The following is an 18,469-nucleotide window of genomic DNA, read 5'->3' on the forward strand; positions in this document are numbered from 1 at the left end:
CGCGCACGTTCCGCCAGGAAACGGGCCATGCACGAGAACCCCGGCGCGCGCGCCGCCGACAGCCGCACTCACGAGGAAACGCAGCAGTTCGCGCTGCGCTTCGCCCTGCGTCATGCGACGCTCGCGCCGTCGAGCCACAACAGCCAGCCGTGGCGCTTCGTGCTCGGCGCGGATCGCGTGCTGCTGTGCGCGGACCGGCTGCGCGCGCTGCCGGTCGTGGACCCTTACGACCGCGAACTCGTCATCAGTTGCGGCGCGGCGCTCTTCAACCTGCGGGTGGCGCTCGCGAGCCTCGGCATCGGCTACGCGATCACGCTGTTCCCGTCGAGCGCCGACCCCGATCTGCTCGCCGAAGTGCGCCTGCTCCACGGCCGCGCGATCGGTGCGGAGCTCGCGGCGCTCGTGAGCGCGATTCACGAGCGCGTCACCACGCGCCAGCCGTTCTCGCCGGAGCCCGTCGACGCCAGCGTCGAGCAGCATCTGAAGGAAGCCGCGCGCGCCGAAGGCGTCGACATCGCCTGCGTGAGCGCGGACGCGCCGCGCAATGCGATCGCCGAGCTCGTCGCCGAGGCGGACCGCCAGCAGTTCGCCAACCCCGGATTCCGGCGCGAGCTCGCGAAATGGATCCACCCGCGCCGCACCGACGACGGCATGCCCGCCTACGCCGCGGGGCTCGGGCCGCTGCTCGACTTCGCGACGCCGCTCGTGGCGTCGGCGATCCGGACCTTCGATCTGGGCGGCGGCGTCGCCGCCACGCATCGCGATCTGGCGGCGGGCTCGCCGCTGCTGCTGTGCCTCGCGACCGGCGTCGACGACGCGCAGGCGTGGCTCGCGACGGGCCAGGCGCTCGAGCGCGTCCTGCTGCTCGCGACCTTGCATGGACTGTGCGCCTCGTACCTGAACCAGCCCATCGAGGTGCCGGCGCTGCGGCCCCGGCTCGGCGCGCTGAGTGGACTCGCGGACGGGTTTTTTCCGCAGATCCTGCTGCGCATCGGCCACGGCACGCCCGCTGCGGCGACGCCGCGCCGTCCGCTCGATGAGGTCGTGTCGTAGGAGCGCGCCACGCGCCGGGCCACGAATAAACACATAGCCAACTCGCAGCGGCCCGCACCCGCGCGCGCTAACACGCGCCTCGTCACCCGACATCGCCGATTTCCCCGCTCGAATGCGCGAGACGCCTCGCGCAACAGGGCCGCGCATCCTCACATCGGCGAGCGACACCGCGTCGCATATCTGTAGGAATTGCCCTACACGCCTTCCGTTCCGCGTACGCTGGATTCCACCGTCGCCGATATTTTTTTGAGATGGCGTCGCCGATACTGGCTCCATGAAAGCCGATCTGACCCGTCCGAAATTGCACGTCTTCCTCGTCGAGGATGCGGCGCCCGTGCGCCGCAGAATCGCCGAGGCGTTCTCGGCCATTGCGGATGTAAGCGTGGTCGGCGAGGCCGAGGATGCGCTCACCGCGCTCAGCGCCATCGCCACGAGCGGGGCGCATGTCGCCGTGGTCGATCTGAGACTGACCGAGGGCAGCGGCATCGAGCTCGTCGCCCGGCTTTCGCACGAGCAGCCCTCCGTCGTCACGGTCGTGCTGACGAACCATGTAGCCGCGCCGTTCCGGGCGGCCTGCCAACGGGCCGGCGCCGATTTTTTCTTCGACAAGACGTCCGAATTCGACGCCGCCTGCCACACCATCGAAGCGCTTGTGAAAGAGCGCGCGCACGCCGCGCGCTGAACTGGAGACCGCCATGTATGCCGAGCCCGCTTGCGATTCCTCCCTGCCCGCGACGGCGCCGCTGCGCCGGTCCGTGATCGCACTGCAGGCCGCCGTGCGGGAGGATGCACCGCGCCGCGCCGCCTCACGCTGCTCCACCTGCTCGCTGCGGGCGGTCTGCATGCCGTCCGACCTCACGGCCGACGAGCTCCAGCAACTCGACACCGTCGTCCTCACGACCCGCCACGTGCGTCGCGGCGAGGCGCTGTTTCGCGCGCACGACGCGTTCCAGAGCCTCTACGCCGTGCGCACGGGCTCGTTCAAGACGATCGTCATGCATCGCGACGGCCGCGAGCAGGTCACCGGTTTCCATATCCCCGGCGAGCCGCTCGGACTCGACGGCCTGTGCTCGGGCACCCACAACTGCGAAGCGATCGCGCTCGAGGACAGCACCGTCTGCATCATTCCGTTCAGCCAGTTCGAGTCGCTGTGCCGCGAGAGCCGCCGCATGCAGCGCCATCTCTACCAGCTGATGAGCGGCGAGATTGTGCGCGAATCGAGCCTCATGATGCTGCTGGGCACGGCGACGGCGGAGCAGCGCCTCGCGGCCTTCCTGCTCGATCTCGCCGAGCGCTTCAAGGCGCGCGGCTACTCGGGCGCGCAGTTCAACCTGAAGATGAGCCGCGAGGAAATCGGCTGCTTTCTCGGCATGAAGCTCGAAACCGTGAGCCGCATGTTCTCGCGCTTTCATCGCGACGGCCTGGTCGAGCCGAGCGGCAAGCAGATCCGCATCGTGGACGCCGAGGGCCTCGCGCGCGTTTGACCCGCAGACCACTCGGGACCACGCGAGACGGCCCGGAACATCGGGCGCCGTCGTTTGCCGATTGACTCAGGTCAACGGCGCAGCGCCAGCCAATGAGAGCATGAAAAGCATGAGCCAGGGCCACCGCCCTTCGCGGCATGCCCGATGCGCAAGGAGACCTCTCATGGCCTGCAAACCCGTTCCCGCCGCGACTTCCGCCGCCTGGGCGCGGCCGGCGGCCCGTTCGAGGGCGAGCATGGCCGCGCGCAATGGCATGGCGGTGCGGGCGAACAAGTCTCTGGCGATTGGCACGTGCAGTGCGTCGATGAAACCGCTTGTGTGCCCGAGGAAGGGCTGTTCGCGGACGAGGTTTAGAAGGCACCGGACGGAATCGGGATCACCCGATCCTTTTCCGGTACGCGTCATTCATTCGCCACACACGCGGAACACGCCACTGTGCAGCAGGACCGGCGCGCCGCGCGTGGCTTCGATCAGCGTGGCTGCCACGATGCGCGCGGAACGCATCGACGAGATCCGTCTCGCGGATCGACAACGCCCCGAAATGATCCTCGAGCGCTTCGGCGGTAATGCCGCATTCAATGCGCGCGCCATTCACTTCGGCGGGAAACACGAGCGCGAAGGCCTCCGAGTCATAGCGCGGAGCCATGCGGGGAAACGAAATGTTCATGACGAGAGCCTCCTCACCCGTGCGCCTGAAGCTTGAATTCAGGATAAGGTCCGGCGCCCGGCGCCCGTTGACGCATATCAATTCAATGAATCCCGTTCCCGGCCGCGACGAGCGTGTGCTCCGAAGGTTGCGGCACGAGCAGCAGCGGCACGACGGTCCGTCGCGCGACCTCGGCCGCGACGCTGCCAAAGCGCCAGCCCCCGCCCTCGCCGCCACCGCCGTGCGTGCCAAGCACGAGAAGATCGGCGCGCCATCGCAGCGCGGCCTCGACGATCGCCTGCGAAGCCGCATCGCCCTCGTGCCTCGCACTTAGAACCAGTGCATCGAAGTCCTCGGGATGGCGCGCCGCCGCCGGATCGCAGGCCAGATAGCCCACGCGGATCGCCGCCCCCGCCACGGCAACGCGCGCCGCTTCCCGAACCGCCGCGGCCGACGCGGCGCCCCCGTCGCTCGCGACGAAGATGCGCTGCGGCGGCACCCGGCACCGGTGCGCGAACGGCTCCGGCAGCACGAGCACGGAACGATCCGCCGCCCCCGCGAGCGCGACCGGATTCGACGGCGCGCCGATCGCGAGATCCGCCTGCCATGCGCGCATCGCGCGCGCCAACGCTTCCTGCCCGTCGCCCTCGCCCCATTCCAGGATCTCGCGGTCCGCGTCGATGCCGCGCCGCCCGAGCATCTCGCACGCCGCGTCGGCGGTGGCCGCCAGCACGATCCGTCCGGAGAAGCCTTGCGCGGCGCGCGCGCCCGCATCGCCCTCCGCAGGCTCGAGCGTCATGGCCGCCACGCGCACGCGCGCGCCATGGCGTGCCCAGCCGGCCACGCAGTCGAGCAGCGAAGCCACGTGCTCGCGCCCCGTCATCAGGACGACGATGCGCAAGAACGGCGCGACGAACGGTGTATTCGTCGATGAACTGGCCGAACGCCTCATGGTTGTCTCCCTGGTGCAATGCGCGTGGCGCCGGAAAGGCGCGCACGCACATTGCGGCACATTGTGCATTGTGTATGGGCTGGCCGGCCTTCGCGCACGGCCCTCGCCTGACCGTGCCGCCGCCGGGGCCTGCGCCCCATCATGCGCACCGCGCGCAGCGGCGCGCGCCATCTCCAATCCAGGAACGCCCGGATTTTCGCGATTGATCTGCCTCAATGTCCTGCGTGGGCCGCACGCTTGTGACTCGGCTTTTTTTTGTCTTTTTACGGGCCAAACCAGAGCCTGATTTAAATCAAGTGTGACGAGGCGCGCGTTCCTGGACTCGAAGCCATTCACCACCCCAATCGAGCCTGGAGGCCCACCATGTTTTCCCGCATTCTCGTCGCCCTCGACGGCAGCTCGACCGCTTCCACCGCGCTCGATGCCGCGATCGGGCTCGCGCGCGACAGTGGCGCGGAGCTGCAGCCCCTCTACGTGATCGACATGCCGGTGCTTGCCTACGACGTGCCGGGCTTCGATCCGTCGATCGTGCGCGACGCCTATGTCGAGGAAGGGCGGATCGTGAGCGCCGACGCCCAGGCGCGGATGACGCGCGAAGGCGTGAAAGGCGCGCCGCGCACCGCCGAAGTCGAGCTCGGCGTCGAGGACGTCGCGCAGTGCATCGAGCGCGTTGCCGCCGACTGGCACGCGGACCTGATCGTCATGGGCACGGACGGACGCCGCGGCGTGCGGCGGCTCGTGCTCGGCAGCGTCGCGGAGCGCGTGCTGCGCAGCGTATGCCGCCCCGTGCTGCTCGTGCCGGCGCGGGCGGGCGCACACGAGGCGAAGGCGCCCGACGATCGCCCCGCCAGCGTCACTGCATGACCCGATGGGTGGCGCGCGCCGTCGTTTGCGCGCTTGGCGACTGAGTTCACGGATTGTTCACGGATTACCCGCCCCGCCCGACGCCCCGTAAATCTGCCCGGTCACATAAGTCGACTGCGCCGAGGCCAGCTCCACATAGATCGGCGCGATCTCGGCGGGCTGGCCCGGCCGCCCCAACGGCACCTGCTCGCCGAACTTCTGCACGTTCTCGGTCGTCTGACCGCCGCTGACCTGCAAGGCGGTCCAGAACGGCCCCGGCGCGACACCATTGACACGAATGCCGCGCTTGATCATCTGCTTCGCGAGCCCCTTCGTGAAGTTCGCGATCGCGGCTTTCGTCATCGCGTAGTCGAGAAGATTGGGCGCCGGATCGTAGGCGTTCACCGACGCCGTGTTCACGATCGCCGCGCCCGGCGGCATATGCGCAATCGCGGCCCTGGTGATCCAGAACAGCGCGTAAAGATTGGTCTTCAGCGTCCAGTCGAAGTCTTCGGTGCTGATGTCGAGGATCGAGTCGTGGCTGTGCTGGCGCCCCGCGTTATTGACCAGAATGTCGAGGCCGCCGAGCTCCGAGACCGCGCGCTCGACCAGCGACTGGCATGCGGCCTCGCTGCGAATGTCGATGGCAATGGGCACCGCCTTGCGCCCCGCCGCCTGGATCAGTTGCACGACTTCGCGGGCATCGGGTTCCTCTGCAGGGAGATAGACGATCGCCACGTCGGCGCCCTCGCGCGCGAACGCGATCGCCGTTGCGCGGCCGATGCCCGAGTCGCCTCCCGTGATCAGCGCGCGGCGTCCGGTCAGCTTGCCGCTGCCGCGATAACTCGTTTCGCCATGATCGGGACGCGGCGTCATGCGCCCCGCGAGTCCTGGCCAGGGCTGCTGCTGCGCCGGGAAAGGCGGATGCGGGTAGCCGTTTCGCGGATCGCGCAGCGCCGCTGCGCCCGCGCTCGCCGGCGCGTTCGTCTCGTCCGCCATCGCGGGCATGGCGGCGACGAATACGCCGGCGGCAGTGGCTTGCATCCAGTTGCGACGCGATGAGGACACCTCGTCTGATTTCATGACTCGCTCCGGAAAGTCGTGATGACCTCCGTGCGCGCGCATCGCGCGTGCCAGGCAGCTTCGCCTGGCCGCGCGGCGCGCCGTTCGAAACAGGATGATTACGGACAGCGCCGCGCCTTTCAACACCGCAAGCTCAGAACAGATGCCTGACGCCGACATTCGCGCCAACGGTCGTGCCCCGCACGCCATAGAGCGCGCCGTTCAGGGAGAGGCCGGTGTTCATCGTCCCGTGATTATCGACAACGCCGGCCTGGACATAAACGGCCGTGCGCTTGGACAGGTTGCAGGTCGCCCCGACCGCGCCCATGATCGAATGATTCTCCGTATGATTCCGGTCCGTCGTGTAATAGACGCCGCCATTGAGATCGAGTTGCGGCGTGACGTAGCTGTCCAGGCCCGCGCTATAGATATTGGCGTCGAATGATTGCGCAACCTTGTAGTTCACGAATTGCGCCTTGGCAGTCAGGATACCGAAGTTATATGTCGCGCCAATCGTGCGTCCCCAGAACGCGACCGTGGTCGGAACCGGCGTCGCAACGGTGCCACCGCCGTTGCCCGAATAGATGGCGGCATTGATCAGCAGACCGCCGTTCTGGTATTTGAGGCTCGCCGAGTATTGACGGCCTGCCTGAAAATTGCCGGCGCTTCCGCCCAGCGCCAGCATCGCGCTGGCCTGAAATCCATAGAGCTTCGGGCTCGAATACGAAATGGCATTGGCATTGAATGCGCCCGTGCCGAGGACATTATCGACATAGCTCACGAGACCGCTGCCGAATTGCGAAAAACCGCGCGGGTCCGTATCGAGAATGGCCAGAAAAAACGGCGAGAACTGCAGGCCGAGCGCCACCTGCCCTGCCGGACTTTCCAGCGCGACGTAAGCCTGACGCCCGAAGATATTGCCGTTCGAGTTGTTGAATCCGCCGTTCATCACGTTGAAGCCGCTTTCGAGCTTGAAGGATGCCTTGAGGCCGCCCCCCAGATCCTCGGTTCCCATCAATCCGAACTGGGTTGGCAGATTACCGCCGTCGATGGCCGAGAACTGATGCCCTGCGTTCTGTCCGTTCGCGCTCGCCGTCTTGCTCGTGTAGAGCAATCCGCCATCGACGATGCCATAGAGCGTCACGCTGCTCTGGGCGTGGGCGATGCCGCCCATCATCAAGCACGCCAGTGCGAGCGCCGTTCCCTTGAGGGAGAATTTCAGACCAGCCTCCATCTACGTCTCCTGTCTATTTAATTTAATTAAGGAATTCGAACTATTTTCGCCAGGGCTATGGCTTCGACCAGTTCAACAAGCTGATGCGTCAGCGAATCAGATTGCAGCAGCGAAGGCGCGGAACCCGCGCGCCTTCGCGTGCGCCGATGGCTCAGCGAGGAACGCTGCAGGCCAGCGCAAAAGCAAGCTGCTGAAGCTGGAAAGCGCCGCCGAGCCGGTGAAAGTCGATGTTATGGCCCACGCCCTTGAACACCCGGGCATCGACCAACGGCGCATTGACGAAGCGGGACGCAAAGTCCTGAACCTCGGCTTCGTTCACGACCCAAAGATTGTCGAATTCCGGCTGCCGGTAGTGAACGGGAACGTCGACGCGCGGTGCCGCTTCCTGAAGGAGCCGTGGCCACTCGAAAGCGATGTCCAGCAATTCCTGTCTCGGCATGGGATGATCCGCGCGATGCGCGGCGCGCTGCGCCTCTGGCACATAAGTCTGCGCGGGACCGTACATCAAGTGGTCTTTGGCTTCCGGCTGGATCGCGATCAGCTCGTCGGGCGGCAGCGATCGCCATTGCTCGAGAACCGGTTCGGGCTCGCGCACGCCAACGCCCGAGATCGAGAGGCCGAGCAATGGCCACGACTTCTCGAGCGCGGCCATCTGAACGGCAATCGCACCGCCAATCGAATGGCCGATCAGAAAGATGCCGCGCGCGTTGCCACGCCGGGTCTCCCACAACCCGGACAGCGCATCGTTGAGCAGCGCTGCGTTAGCCGCAATCGAGCAATCGAGTTTCTCCTTGCGCACGCTGTCCGCATACGCGGGGCGATTCACCGTGAAGATGGGAATGCCGAGCGCAGCGGCGCGCGCCGCCAGCGAATATCCCTCGATATGGAAATAGTCGTCGGTATAGGTTCCGCCATGAATGGCCACGACGAGCGGGTAATCCTCAGCGGCGGGAACCTCCAGCGCGGGCTGGAAGCGCCCGGTGACAAAGTCCACTCCGTCCTTGCAACGCACTGTCAAGTCGATCATTTCGTCTCCGTCATGGGTTTAAATGATTGGTAATCCTTATGAATTGTCCCGGGAGCGTTCCCGATGTGCCAGCCGGTGCGCAACGACCTCGAATCGATGCGGCCAATGCTATGGCGAGTAGACGTTAGTGTCAAATAAATTGACGTTGTAGTTAACCCGATGACGGTGCCCCGGTGGCGCGCCGCTGGCGGGCCGTGGTCTTACAATAACGAGCGCCCGAAAGCGGCGCCCGGCGGCATGACCTCGGCGCAACGCATGTTCAAGTCAAACCAGGGAAACCATGAGCAAGGTATCGCCCCCCGCAAAAGCACGTCCGACGCGCAACGACTCGCAGCGCCAGGCCATTCTGGACGCCGCGTCGTTGCTGTTCATCGAGAAGGGGTTCGCCGGCACCAACATCAACGACATCGCCGACGCGGTCGGCGTGACGCGCACCGCCCTTTACTACTACTTCGCGAGCAAGGAACTGATCCTGATTGCGCTGACCGACGAGGTCACCGAAAAGGCCAGCCAGCTCGCGCAAACCGTTTCCCGCCGGGGCGACCTGCCGCCTGACGAGGCGCTGCGGCAACTGATCGAGCAGCACGCCGGGTTGATCCTGTCTCATCCGTTGCAGTTTCGCGTCGTGGAGCGCAGCGAAAGCAGCTTGCCCGAGCCGCATCGCTCGGCTGCCGAAGCGGCGCGCCGGACCGTGCTCGATCATTTCGTGCGGGTCGTCGCGCGCGGCATGGAAGAGGGGGTATTTCGGGCGACCCATGCCCGCGTGGCGGCGTTTTCGATCATCGGCATGTGCAACTGGTGTGCGTGGTGGTTCGATCCCGATGGCGATGTATCGGCCGAGGAGATCGCCGCCGAGATCGCGGAGCTCGGGCTGCGCGCGGTCGCGTCGGGGCAGGACGGACGCGACCCGGCCGCCACGCTCGACAGCGCGCTCGCCCAGATGCGCACCGCCCTCGATGCGATGGAAGGCCACCTGAAAGGCCGGCGCCCGAAGAAAGGATGAAGCCTCGCGGGCAGCCGATATCGACCGCGGCAGCAACCGTAAGGTCCACCGCCCTCGCCGCGCCGCGCGTTTGACACGTCCGGATCATCGTTAACACTTAAGTCAAATAATTTGACGTATGTGTCTAATGAGCCTAGCATTGACTCAACGTCAATGACAGGAGCGCCCGCGCGCGATTCGTACGATGAACGACCATTCCGCCAACCAGCCGGCCACCCAGGCGACCGCCGGTTTCCTCAACACCGACTGGAACCCGCGCGATGTCCCGCCGGGCACGCTCACCACCAACGTCGTGCTGCGCACCGCGGATCAGGCGGCCACGGGCGGCTCGCTCTACCGTCCGTCGACGCCCACCGACACGGTGGTCTGCGTCATGCACCCGCGCGAGTTCATGGCCTGCCACTACCTGATCCCCGATATCGTGGGCGCCGGCTACGCCGCCTGGTCGCAATCGCCGCGCTCGGTGGGCAACGACCTGCGGCTCGAACACGAATTCGCGCTGCACGACGTGGCCGCCGGCCTGCAATATCTGCGGGCGGCGGGTTTCCGGCGCATCGTGCTGCTCGGCAATTCGGGCGGCGCGGGGCTCTATGCGCTGTACGCGCAACAGTCCGCGCTGCCCGGCGCACAGCGCATCGCCCGCACGCCGGGCGGACGGCCCACGCAACTGGCCGAGCTCGACATGCCGGCCGTCGACGGCTTCGTGCTGGTCGGCCCGCACCCGGGCCAGGGCGCGCTGCTGCTCAACTGCATCGACCCGAGCGTGAGCGACGAAAACGATCCGCTGTCCGTCGATCCCTCGCTCGATCCGCTTTCGCCGGCCAACGGCTATGCGGGCAAGGGCGGCACGCGCTACGGCGCCGAATTCATCGAGCGGTATCGCGCAGCGCAGCGCGCACGCGTGGCGCGTATCGACGAGCACGCGCGCGCGCTGATCGAGCGCCGCCAGGCGGCGCGCCAGCGCGTGAAAGCCGCCGCCGCGGAAGGCCGTGCAGCCACGCCCGAGGACCGGCGCATCGCGGGCCACACGCCGATCTTCAACGTCTGGCGCACCGACGCCGACCCGCGCTGCTTCGACCTCACGCTCGACGCATCGGAGCGCAAGTTCGGCTCGCTCTGGGGCGCCGATCCCTATGCCTCCAACTACGGCGCGGTTGGCTTTGCGCGCCAGTGCACGCCCGAAAGCTGGCTGTCCACGTGGTCGGCGCTCTCGTCGAACGCCTCGCTCGCGAAGACGGCGCCCGCCATCACGCAGCCCACGCTCGTCGTCGAATACACGGGCGACCAGGCCTGCTTTCCCGGCGACGTGCAACGCATCGTCGATGCCCTTGGTGCGCCGGGCAAGCGCCACCTGCGCGTGCGCGGCGACCATCACGGCCGCGCGCTGGCCGCCGGTGAAGATCCGGGGCGGCTCGAAGCCGGCCGTCTGGTTGCGCAATGGCTGCGCGAGCAGTTCCCGCATTGAGCCGGAGCTAGCCCACTACCCGATACTCGTGGCGCCCGCGGCGCCCCTCCCTCGCCATTCCCCTTTCTCATGGACAACGAACCATGTCTGCACCCGACCTTGCTCCCCTGACGCTGCGCGGCGTCGACCACACGGCGCGGCCCACCTGGCGCCTGCGCGAGACCGTCGAGTTCTATCGCGACAAGCTCGGTCTGCCGCTGATCCACGTGATCTCCGCGCGCGGCTGGGGACCGGCCACGCACCCGGACTTCCTGCATTTCTTCTTCGATAGCGGCAACGGCAGCACCATCGCGTTCTTCTACTACCTCGGCAGCGAAGAACCCGCGGGCATGCACGAGCGCGCCGCCGCGCGTCCGCTGCCCGACGATCACGTGATCGACGCCACCCATACCGCCTGGCTCGTCAACGGCCCCGATGAACTGCGCGCCTGGAAGGAACGCCTCGAAGCGCACGGGCTGGACGTCTCGGTGGAAACGCGGCACGAAGTGATCGAGTCGATTTACGTGCGCGACCCCAATGGCTATTTCGTCGAGTTCACGCACAAGCTGCGTCCGTTGACGGCGCTCGACGCCACCGACGCCTCGCTGACGCTCCAGGCCGCGATGGCGCTCGAAGACGCGGCACGCGCCGGCGAACGTCCGCTCGATACCGTGGACGCAATCTGGAGTCGCAAGGCCGAATTGCTGGCCGGGCACGGGGTGGCTTCCCGCGCGCCGGTGCGCATCGCCGTCCCCCGCGTGGAGGAGTTCGCGCCGCTGGTGCGCGCAGCGGAGCAGCATGCCGGTTGCCGCGTCGTTAAAGGTCAGGAGTACGATTTGATCGAAGCCGATGGCGCGCTCGAATTCGAACGCAAGGCGCTCGGCTTCAAGCCCGCCCTCTGGTATGGCATGCTCACCGGCGGCGTGCATGGGCGCATCGAGCGTTTCGACCGTGACGTCCTGCGCATCGCGCCGGCACAAGCCTGAGCGCGGGCCGGAGGAGACGACAATGACTAATGTTGCATACCCGATTGACGACGTGGTCTACCCGACCCAGGCGCGCGCCGAAGCGGCGCTCGCGAGCGGCGCCTGGATCGCCAGCACCGTGGGCGACGCGCTGCGCGCGACGGCCCTCCGCTATCCGCAACGCGCGGCTTTTATTGGCGACGAACGCAGCATCGGCTTCGCCGAGCTCGACGAAGCCACCGAGCGCCTCGGCGCCGCGCTGCTGACGCTGGGGCTCGAACCCGGCGACCGCGCCATCTTCCAGCTCGGCACCACCGTGGAGACCGCGATTGCGCTGCTGGCCTGCTTCAAGGCCGGCATCGTGCCGGTCTGCTCGCTGCCGCAGCACCGCGAAGTCGAGATCGGCCAGCTCAGCGAGCAGTCCCGCGCGCGCGGCTACTTCGTGCAGGCGGACTTCGGCACGAGCTTCGACCTGCCGGCCTTCGCCGCTTCGATGATGACGCGCCATGCCTTGCTCGAACATCTCGTCATCGTGCGCGGCGAGCGCGCCGGCGCGAGCAGCATGCAGGCGCTGATCGACGCCATGCCGCTCGCGCAAGCGCGGGAGCGCCTGGCTCGCGTGCGCATCGGGCTTTCGGACGTGCTCAGCTTCCAGCTCTCCGGCGGCACCACGGGCGTGCCGAAGATCATCCCGCGCTTTCACGCCGAGTACCTCGGGCATTCGGCGGGCTGGATGCGGCGCTATCGCGTCGATGCCGAGAGCCGGCTGATCTGGTCGCTGCCGCTCATGCACAACGCCGGCCAGCTCTATGCGCTGATTCCGGCCGCGATGACGGGCACGCCCGTGGTGCTGATGTCGAGGGTGGACATCGCGCGCATGCTGAACCTGATCGGCCAGCACCGCGTCACGCACGCGCTCTCGATCGGCCCCATCGCCCCCCAGTTGCTGGCCTATCCGGACATCGCGCAGCACGATCTGTCGTCGCTGAAGCTGTTCGCCACGTTGAGCCGCGCCGACACGCTCGAAGCGCATCTGCGCGTGCCGTGCTCGAACCTTTATGGCATTACCGAAGGCCTGCTGCTCGGCTCGCCGGCCGACGCGCCCGCCGACGCACGGCATCGGAGCCAAGGCTGCTCGGGCTGCACCGACGACGAAGTCCGCCTGCTGGAGCCGGGATCGGAGCGCCCGGTGCCCGAGGGCGAAATGGGCGAACTGTGCTTTCGCGGCCCCTCCACGCTGACGGGCTACGTCGGCAATCCCGAGGCCAACGCCGAGGCGTTCACGTCCGATGGCTTCTATCGCACGGGCGATATGGTGAGCGCGCACCGCGTGGACGGCGTGCTCCACTACGCGTTCGAGGGGCGTTTGCGCGACAACGTCAATCGCGGCGGCGAGAAGATCGGCTGCGAGGAAGTGGAAAGCCACGTCAGCCAGCATCCCGCGGTGGCCGACGCGAAGCTCGTGCCGATGCCCGATCCGTTCTACGGCGAAAAGGGCTGCATCTTCATCATTCCGCGCCCCGGCATGCCTGCGCCCGACGTTCGGGAACTCGCGCAATTTCTCGTCGAGCGAGGGCTCGCCAAGTACAAGTGTCCCGAGCGGGTCGAGGTGGTTGAAGCGTTCCCGGTCACGCGCGTCGGCAAAGTGGACAAGCCGGCGATGAAGCGCGTCATTGCCGGCATTCTCGACCAGGAGACGAAACAATGAGCGCGCGAGGTTTCATCGAATCGGCCGCCTTGCGCGAGGCGCCGGACTGTAAGCGCGACTGCGGCCGCTGATAACACCCCCCGTTCAGGATTCCTTATCATGAAGATCGATATCGTCGGCGCCGGCCCCGCCGGAATGTATTTCGCACTGCTTGCGAAGAAGAACGACCCGTCTCACCAGATCCGCATCTACGAGCAAAATGCCGAAGGCGCCACCTATGGCTGGGGCGTGGTGTTCTCCGACGTCGGCCTGTCCTTCCTCAAGGACGCCGACCCGGCCTTCTTCGACGAATTCATCGCTCACCACGAGCGCTGCGACTACATGGAGATCGTCCACCGCGGCACGCACGTGCAGGTGCACGGCAATCACTTCTCGCGCACCTCGCGCATCGACATGCTGCGCGTGCTCCAACGTGCGTGCGAGCGCGAAGGCATTCGCATCGAATACGGGCGCCGCATTGACGATGCGCGCTCGCTCGCGGCCGACTGCGACCTTCTGGTGGCCGCCGATGGCGGCAACAGCGCGATACGCATGCAACTGGCCGATCACTTTCGTCCCAGTTTCGTGAGGCGCCGCAACAAGTTCGCCTGGTACGGCACGCACCAGCGCTTTCATCCCGTTTCGCTGATCTTCCGCGAGACCGAACACGGGATCTTCATCGCGCACAGCTACCAGTACAGCCCCGAGCTTTCGACCTTCCTGATCGAAACGGACCCCGATACCTGGCAACGCGCGGGGCTCGACAAGGCGACCGAAGACGAGAGCCACCGCTTCTGCGCCGAGGTGTTCCGGCCCGAACTCGGCAGCAACGAGCTGCTGACCAACCGTTCGCTCTGGTTCGAAGCCAATATCGTCAGCAACGAGCGCTGGAGCCACGACAACATCGTGCTGCTCGGCGACGCGCTGCGCACCGTGCACTTCTCGCTCGGCTCCGGCACGCGCATGGCGATGCAGGACGCCATCGCGCTGCACCGCGCGCTGGCCGCACATCCCCGCGAGCTTTCCGCCGCGTTCACGGCGTTCGAAACGGAGCGGCGTCCCGCGTCGTCGACCTTCCAGGGCGCCGCTGCGAAAAGCCTCGACTGGTACGAGAACGTGGCCGACAAAATGCATCTCGATCCCGTGAGCTTCGCTTACGACTATATGCGCCGCACCGGCAAGGTCGAGCACGCCGATCTCAAGCAGCGCGACCCGAACTTCGCTCGCGCCTATGAGGCGCTGCATGGCGCAGGCCGCTGAAAAGGCTTTTACCCTTCACGTCAATCCGAGGGACACACCGTGACCCAGCTTTATCGTATCGGGCAGATCGTGCCCAGCTCCAATACCACCATGGAGACCGAGATCCCCGCCATGCTCCACGCGCGCGAGGCGATTCGCCCCGAAGAACGCTTCACCTTCCACTCCAGCCGGATGCGCATGCACAAGGTAACGAAGGAGGAATTGACGGCGATGAACAAGGAGGGACTGCGCTGCGCCGCCGAGCTGGCCGACGCGCGCGTGGACGTGATGAGCACCGCGTGCCTCGTCGCGATCATGGCGATGGGTCTCGGCTACCACCGGCAGACCGAGCGGGAGCTGACCGGGGCGGCGCGCGCCGCCCACTGCCTCGCGCCCGTGATGACGTCGGCCGGCGCGCTGATCGACGGGCTGAAGACGCTCGGCGCGCGCCGCATCGCGCTGATGGCGCCGTATATGAAGCCGCTTACCGATCTCGTTGTTCAGTACATCGAACATGAGGGGATCGAGGTGGTCGATGCGATCTGCTTCGAGATTCCGGACAACCTCGAAGTCGGCCGCCGCGACCCGCTGCAATTGCTGGAGGACGTGAAGCGCCTGAATACGGGCAACGTCGACGTGATCGTCGCGTCCGCGTGCGTGCAGATGCCGTCGCTGCCGGCCATTCAGCGCATTCAGGACGAGACCGGGATTCCCACGGTGTCCACCGCGGTGTGCACGGTGCGGCGGATGCTCGAGCATCTGGATCTGGCTCCGGTCGCACCGGGCGCCGGGGCGCTGTTGCAGGGGGCCTGAAGCTGCGTTGCCCTATCGTGAAGGCATGAATTCGACGCTGGCCGGCGTCAGGCCCTCGACGCTGCGGCAGCCCATCAAACGCATCGTTGTACTGATTTCCGCTTTGAGGATGCGGAGGACATCGTCCACACCGGACTTGCCGCGCGCCGCGACGCCATACAGCGGCGCGCGCCCAAGCAGCGTCGCCGACGCGCCGAGCGCCACGGCCTTCACGACGTCCGCTCCGCGCCGGATGCCGCCGTCGACGAAAATCCGCAGATCGCCGCCCACCGCCTGCGCAACCGCCGGCAGCACGTCCATCGACGTGGGCGCGCTTTCCAGTTGCCGGCCGCCATGATTCGAAAGCACGATGCCGTCCGCGCCCGCCTCGCGCGCGAGCCGCGCATCCTCGACGCTCAGAATGCCTTTCACGAGCACCTTGCCCGGCCAATGGCCGCGTATCCAGCCGATATCGGACCAGCCGAGCGTGAGGTCCATCTGCCGGCTCAGCATCGCGGCGTGGCGCATCAGGTTCGCGGCCTCCCCGACGCTCTTCGCGATGTTCACCAGTTGCGGCGACCCATGCGCGAGCATCTGCCACGACCAGCCCGGATGCGCGAGGCAATCGGCTAGCAGGCGCGCGGACGGACGCAGCGGCAGCCGGAAGCCGTTGCGCACGTCGTGGTCGCGGATGCCGTGCACGGGCGTATCCACGGTTAGCACGAGCGTGGAAAAACCCGCCGCCGTCGCGCGCCGCATCATGTCCTCGGCAATGCGCCGGTCCTGCTGCACGTAGAGCTGCAGCCATAGCTCGCCGTCCGGCACGGCCGCGCGCACGGACTCCAGCAAGGACGTGGATGCGGTCGACAAGACGAACGGCAGCCCCGCGTCCGCTGCCGCGCGCGCGAGAATTTCATCGGCTTTCGGCCAGAGCAGGCCATTGAGTCCGGTGGGACCGACCACCATCGGCGCGGCCATCTCGCGGTCCCATAGCGACACCGCCGTTGAGCACTGCGAAACATCGGTCAATACCCGCGGGCGCACCAGCCATTGCGCATAGGCGTCGCGATTGCGGCGCAGCGCCCCGCCGTCCTCGCTGCCGCCCTCCAGATAGTCGAATGCAATACGCGACAGCCGCCGCTTTGCCGCCGCCCGATAATCATCGACACAAGCCAACATCCGGTTCGCCAAATGGCCCCCTCGATCAAGACGATTGCAATACAATTACAACGATCGAAAAACGATATCCCGGCCCAGACATCATGCGAAAAACCGACTCCAAGGCGCAAGGCAAAGCAGCAGCAGCGGACCGTGAGGCGCCTGCCCGTTCGTCGCTGTTCATCGGCTCGACCGAAAAGACCTTTCGCGTGCTCCATGCGTTCGACGGTCCGAGCCGGCACATGACGCTCGTGGATATCGCGCGCGCGGCGCAACTCGATCGCAGTGCGACGCAGCGCGTCGTCCATACGCTCGAAGCGCTCGGCTATCTGTCTCGCGTGCCCGATACGCGCAGCTACGGCCTCACGTCGAAAATGCTGCAGTTTTCGTACAACTATATTCGCGCGAACGAACTGATCGACAAGGCGTCGCCCTACCTGCTCGAAATCAGCCGCCATCTCGGCGAAACCACCAACCTGCTCGAACTCGACGGGCACGAGATCGTGTTCGTCGCGCGCTTTCCGGGGCGCCACCTCGTCAATGTCGACATCGTGGTGGGCGCGCGCCTGCCGGCCATGTTCACGGCGTCGGGCATCGCGATCCTCTCGCGGCTGCCCGAGGCGCGCGTCAAACAGATCCTCGCGCAGACCCGGCTCGAACCCATGACCCACTACACCGAAATCAAGCCGGAAAAGCTGCTCGAACGCATTCGTCTCGCCGCGCGCCGTGGCTACGTCGTGATCGAGAACGAAACCGTGCTCGGCGACATTTCCGTCGCGGCGCCCATCACCGATCACGGCGGCACCGCCGTCGCCGCGATCAATATCGCGGTGCCCACGACACGCTGGTCGGTCGAGCGCGCCGAAGCCGAACTGGCCAAGCATGTCCAGGTGGCCGCGACCTCGATCTCGAAGGCGCGGCTCCCGCTCTACCAGCGCTGACGCTCAGGCGTTGCGCTCGAATACGGCGAGCTGCTTTTCCAGCTCGCCGCGCAGGCGCTGCGCCAGCGCGGGATCGGGCTTCACTAGCGGCGCCAGCATGTCCGGCGCACTCACGCCGATCAGGTCCATCACCGCTTTCATCGGGCCAGGATTGGTTTCCGCGAACGCGAGGTTCATGAGCGGAATCAGCGTCCGGTGCAGTTCGAGCGCCTCCTGCGTGCGGCCCTCCGACGCCAGTTGATGAATCATTCGCCACGCGCTCGGCAGCAGCGTGGCCGTGACGACGATGCCGCCCTTCGCACCCGACGCCACATGAAGGGGGAACAACGTGTCCTCGCCGCTGAGCACTGCGAACGAATCGTCGACCCCGGCGACCGTACGCAGGAAATGCCACATGTCCGTGTTGCAGGCCTTCATGCCGATGATGCGCTCGTGACGCGAAAGCTCGTGCAGCACTTCGGGCGCGATAGAGATGCGGGTCCGGTAAGGAATCTCGTAGATCAGGATCGGCAGCGGCGACTCGTCCGCGTAGCGCAGGTAATAGTCGCGAATGCCCTGCTGCGTCGGGTTCGTGTAATACGGCGTGAGCACGAGCAGACCGTCGGCGCCCGCCGCCGCGAAATCGCGGCCGGCCTGCATCGCGTCGTGATAGCCGGGGTCGAGCACGCCCGCGATCACGGGGATGCTGCCATTCGTCTCCCGCACCGTGAGCTCGGCCATGCGGACGCGCTCCGCGCGCGAGAGCGCGCCGTATTCGCCCGTGCCGCCAAGTGGCACCACGCCGTCGATGCCCTGCTTGAGCAAATACCGCAGCAGGTTGCGGGCCGCATCGACATGGATCGTGTCGTCGGGATGCACGGGAGTCGGAATGGCGGGCAGGATGCCGCGCAAATGTTGCGAAGTGATCATGCGAAGGCTCTCAGGTCGATCGGTTCAGGA

At 66.6% G+C, this 18,469-nt stretch carries 19 protein-coding genes; 12 read left to right on the forward strand and 7 right to left on the reverse strand.

Features of this window, described 5'->3' with window-relative positions:
- Positions 1 to 27: 27 nt before the first annotated feature.
- From U5775_RS21055 to U5775_RS21070, 4 genes are all read left to right on the forward strand, one after another.
- Positions 28 to 1,053, forward strand: coding sequence for an Acg family FMN-binding oxidoreductase (locus tag U5775_RS21055; protein WP_415913619.1), 1,026 nt, complete (start codon positions 28 to 30; stop codon positions 1,051 to 1,053).
- 274 nt (positions 1,054 to 1,327) lie between these two features.
- The gene (locus tag U5775_RS21060; protein ID WP_322060019.1) at positions 1,328 to 1,735 is read left to right on the forward strand and encodes a response regulator; all 408 of its coding nucleotides are present in this window, start codon (positions 1,328 to 1,330) and stop codon (positions 1,733 to 1,735) included.
- A gap of 13 nt (positions 1,736 to 1,748) precedes the next feature.
- A complete protein-coding gene (locus U5775_RS21065; RefSeq protein WP_322060020.1) occupies positions 1,749 to 2,537 on the forward strand; it encodes a helix-turn-helix domain-containing protein in 789 nt (262 codons plus the stop codon).
- A 144-nt stretch (positions 2,538 to 2,681) separates the two neighbouring features.
- On the forward strand, positions 2,682 to 2,891 hold the full coding sequence (locus tag U5775_RS21070; protein ID WP_322060021.1) for a DUF3564 family protein: 210 nt from the start codon (positions 2,682 to 2,684) through the stop codon (positions 2,889 to 2,891).
- Positions 2,892 to 2,913: 22 nt separating this feature from the next.
- Here U5775_RS21070 and U5775_RS21075 read toward each other — a convergent pair whose 3' ends face one another.
- Positions 2,914 to 3,285: a DUF1488 domain-containing protein gene (locus tag U5775_RS21075; protein WP_415913620.1), complete on the reverse strand. Its 372-nt coding sequence runs from the start codon at positions 3,283 to 3,285 to the stop codon at positions 2,914 to 2,916.
- 1 nt (position 3,286) lies between these two features.
- The gene (locus U5775_RS21080) at positions 3,287 to 4,135 is read right to left on the reverse strand and encodes a universal stress protein (RefSeq protein ID WP_322060022.1); all 849 of its coding nucleotides are present in this window, start codon (positions 4,133 to 4,135) and stop codon (positions 3,287 to 3,289) included.
- Between the two features lie 363 nt (positions 4,136 to 4,498).
- Between U5775_RS21080 and U5775_RS21085 the strand changes: the two genes are divergently transcribed.
- On the forward strand, positions 4,499 to 4,999 hold the full coding sequence (locus U5775_RS21085; RefSeq protein WP_322060023.1) for a universal stress protein: 501 nt from the start codon (positions 4,499 to 4,501) through the stop codon (positions 4,997 to 4,999).
- A gap of 57 nt (positions 5,000 to 5,056) precedes the next feature.
- On the opposite strand, the gene U5775_RS21090 is transcribed toward U5775_RS21085, so the two are convergent.
- The 3 genes from U5775_RS21090 to U5775_RS21100 all read right to left on the reverse strand — a co-directional run bounded on the left by U5775_RS21090 (position 5,057) and on the right by U5775_RS21100 (position 8,301).
- Positions 5,057 to 6,061: an SDR family oxidoreductase gene (locus U5775_RS21090; RefSeq protein ID WP_322060024.1), complete on the reverse strand. Its 1,005-nt coding sequence runs from the start codon at positions 6,059 to 6,061 to the stop codon at positions 5,057 to 5,059.
- Between the two features lie 133 nt (positions 6,062 to 6,194).
- The gene (locus U5775_RS21095; protein WP_322060025.1) at positions 6,195 to 7,274 is read right to left on the reverse strand and encodes a porin; all 1,080 of its coding nucleotides are present in this window, start codon (positions 7,272 to 7,274) and stop codon (positions 6,195 to 6,197) included.
- A 151-nt stretch (positions 7,275 to 7,425) separates the two neighbouring features.
- Positions 7,426 to 8,301 carry an alpha/beta fold hydrolase gene (locus U5775_RS21100; RefSeq protein WP_322060026.1) on the reverse strand — a complete coding sequence of 292 codons (876 nt, stop codon included), beginning with the start codon at positions 8,299 to 8,301 and terminating at the stop codon, positions 7,426 to 7,428.
- A gap of 280 nt (positions 8,302 to 8,581) precedes the next feature.
- On the opposite strand from U5775_RS21100, the gene U5775_RS21105 reads away from it, so the two are divergent.
- The 6 genes from U5775_RS21105 (at position 8,582) to U5775_RS21130 (ending at position 15,452) form a co-directional block, all read left to right on the forward strand.
- Complete coding sequence (locus tag U5775_RS21105) at positions 8,582 to 9,304, forward strand: TetR/AcrR family transcriptional regulator (protein ID WP_322060027.1); 723 nt, start codon at positions 8,582 to 8,584, stop codon at positions 9,302 to 9,304.
- Between the two features lie 184 nt (positions 9,305 to 9,488).
- Entirely contained in the window at positions 9,489 to 10,769 is a 1,281-nt protein-coding gene (locus U5775_RS21110) for an alpha/beta hydrolase (RefSeq protein WP_322060028.1), read from the forward strand.
- Positions 10,770 to 10,852: 83 nt separating this feature from the next.
- Positions 10,853 to 11,734, forward strand: coding sequence for a VOC family protein (locus U5775_RS21115; protein WP_322060029.1), 882 nt, complete (start codon positions 10,853 to 10,855; stop codon positions 11,732 to 11,734).
- A 22-nt stretch (positions 11,735 to 11,756) separates the two neighbouring features.
- Positions 11,757 to 13,421: an AMP-binding protein gene (locus U5775_RS21120; RefSeq protein ID WP_322060030.1), complete on the forward strand. Its 1,665-nt coding sequence runs from the start codon at positions 11,757 to 11,759 to the stop codon at positions 13,419 to 13,421.
- Positions 13,422 to 13,520: 99 nt separating this feature from the next.
- A complete protein-coding gene (locus U5775_RS21125; RefSeq protein ID WP_322060031.1) occupies positions 13,521 to 14,660 on the forward strand; it encodes an FAD-dependent monooxygenase in 1,140 nt (379 codons plus the stop codon).
- A 39-nt stretch (positions 14,661 to 14,699) separates the two neighbouring features.
- Complete coding sequence (locus U5775_RS21130) at positions 14,700 to 15,452, forward strand: Asp/Glu racemase (RefSeq protein WP_322060032.1); 753 nt, start codon at positions 14,700 to 14,702, stop codon at positions 15,450 to 15,452.
- A 12-nt stretch (positions 15,453 to 15,464) separates the two neighbouring features.
- Here U5775_RS21130 and U5775_RS21135 read toward each other — a convergent pair whose 3' ends face one another.
- A complete protein-coding gene (locus U5775_RS21135; RefSeq protein ID WP_322060065.1) occupies positions 15,465 to 16,610 on the reverse strand; it encodes an alpha-hydroxy acid oxidase in 1,146 nt (381 codons plus the stop codon).
- Positions 16,611 to 16,693: 83 nt separating this feature from the next.
- On the opposite strand from U5775_RS21135, the gene U5775_RS21140 reads away from it, so the two are divergent.
- The gene (locus U5775_RS21140) at positions 16,694 to 17,530 is read left to right on the forward strand and encodes an IclR family transcriptional regulator (RefSeq protein WP_322060033.1); all 837 of its coding nucleotides are present in this window, start codon (positions 16,694 to 16,696) and stop codon (positions 17,528 to 17,530) included.
- 3 nt (positions 17,531 to 17,533) lie between these two features.
- Here U5775_RS21140 and dapA read toward each other — a convergent pair whose 3' ends face one another.
- The gene (dapA, locus tag U5775_RS21145) at positions 17,534 to 18,439 is read right to left on the reverse strand and encodes a 4-hydroxy-tetrahydrodipicolinate synthase (protein WP_322060034.1); all 906 of its coding nucleotides are present in this window, start codon (positions 18,437 to 18,439) and stop codon (positions 17,534 to 17,536) included.
- Positions 18,440 to 18,469 lie beyond the last annotated feature (30 nt).

The organism is Paraburkholderia sp. J63, assembly GCF_905220245.1.
Taxonomy (GTDB): Bacteria; Pseudomonadota; Gammaproteobacteria; order Burkholderiales; family Burkholderiaceae; genus Paraburkholderia.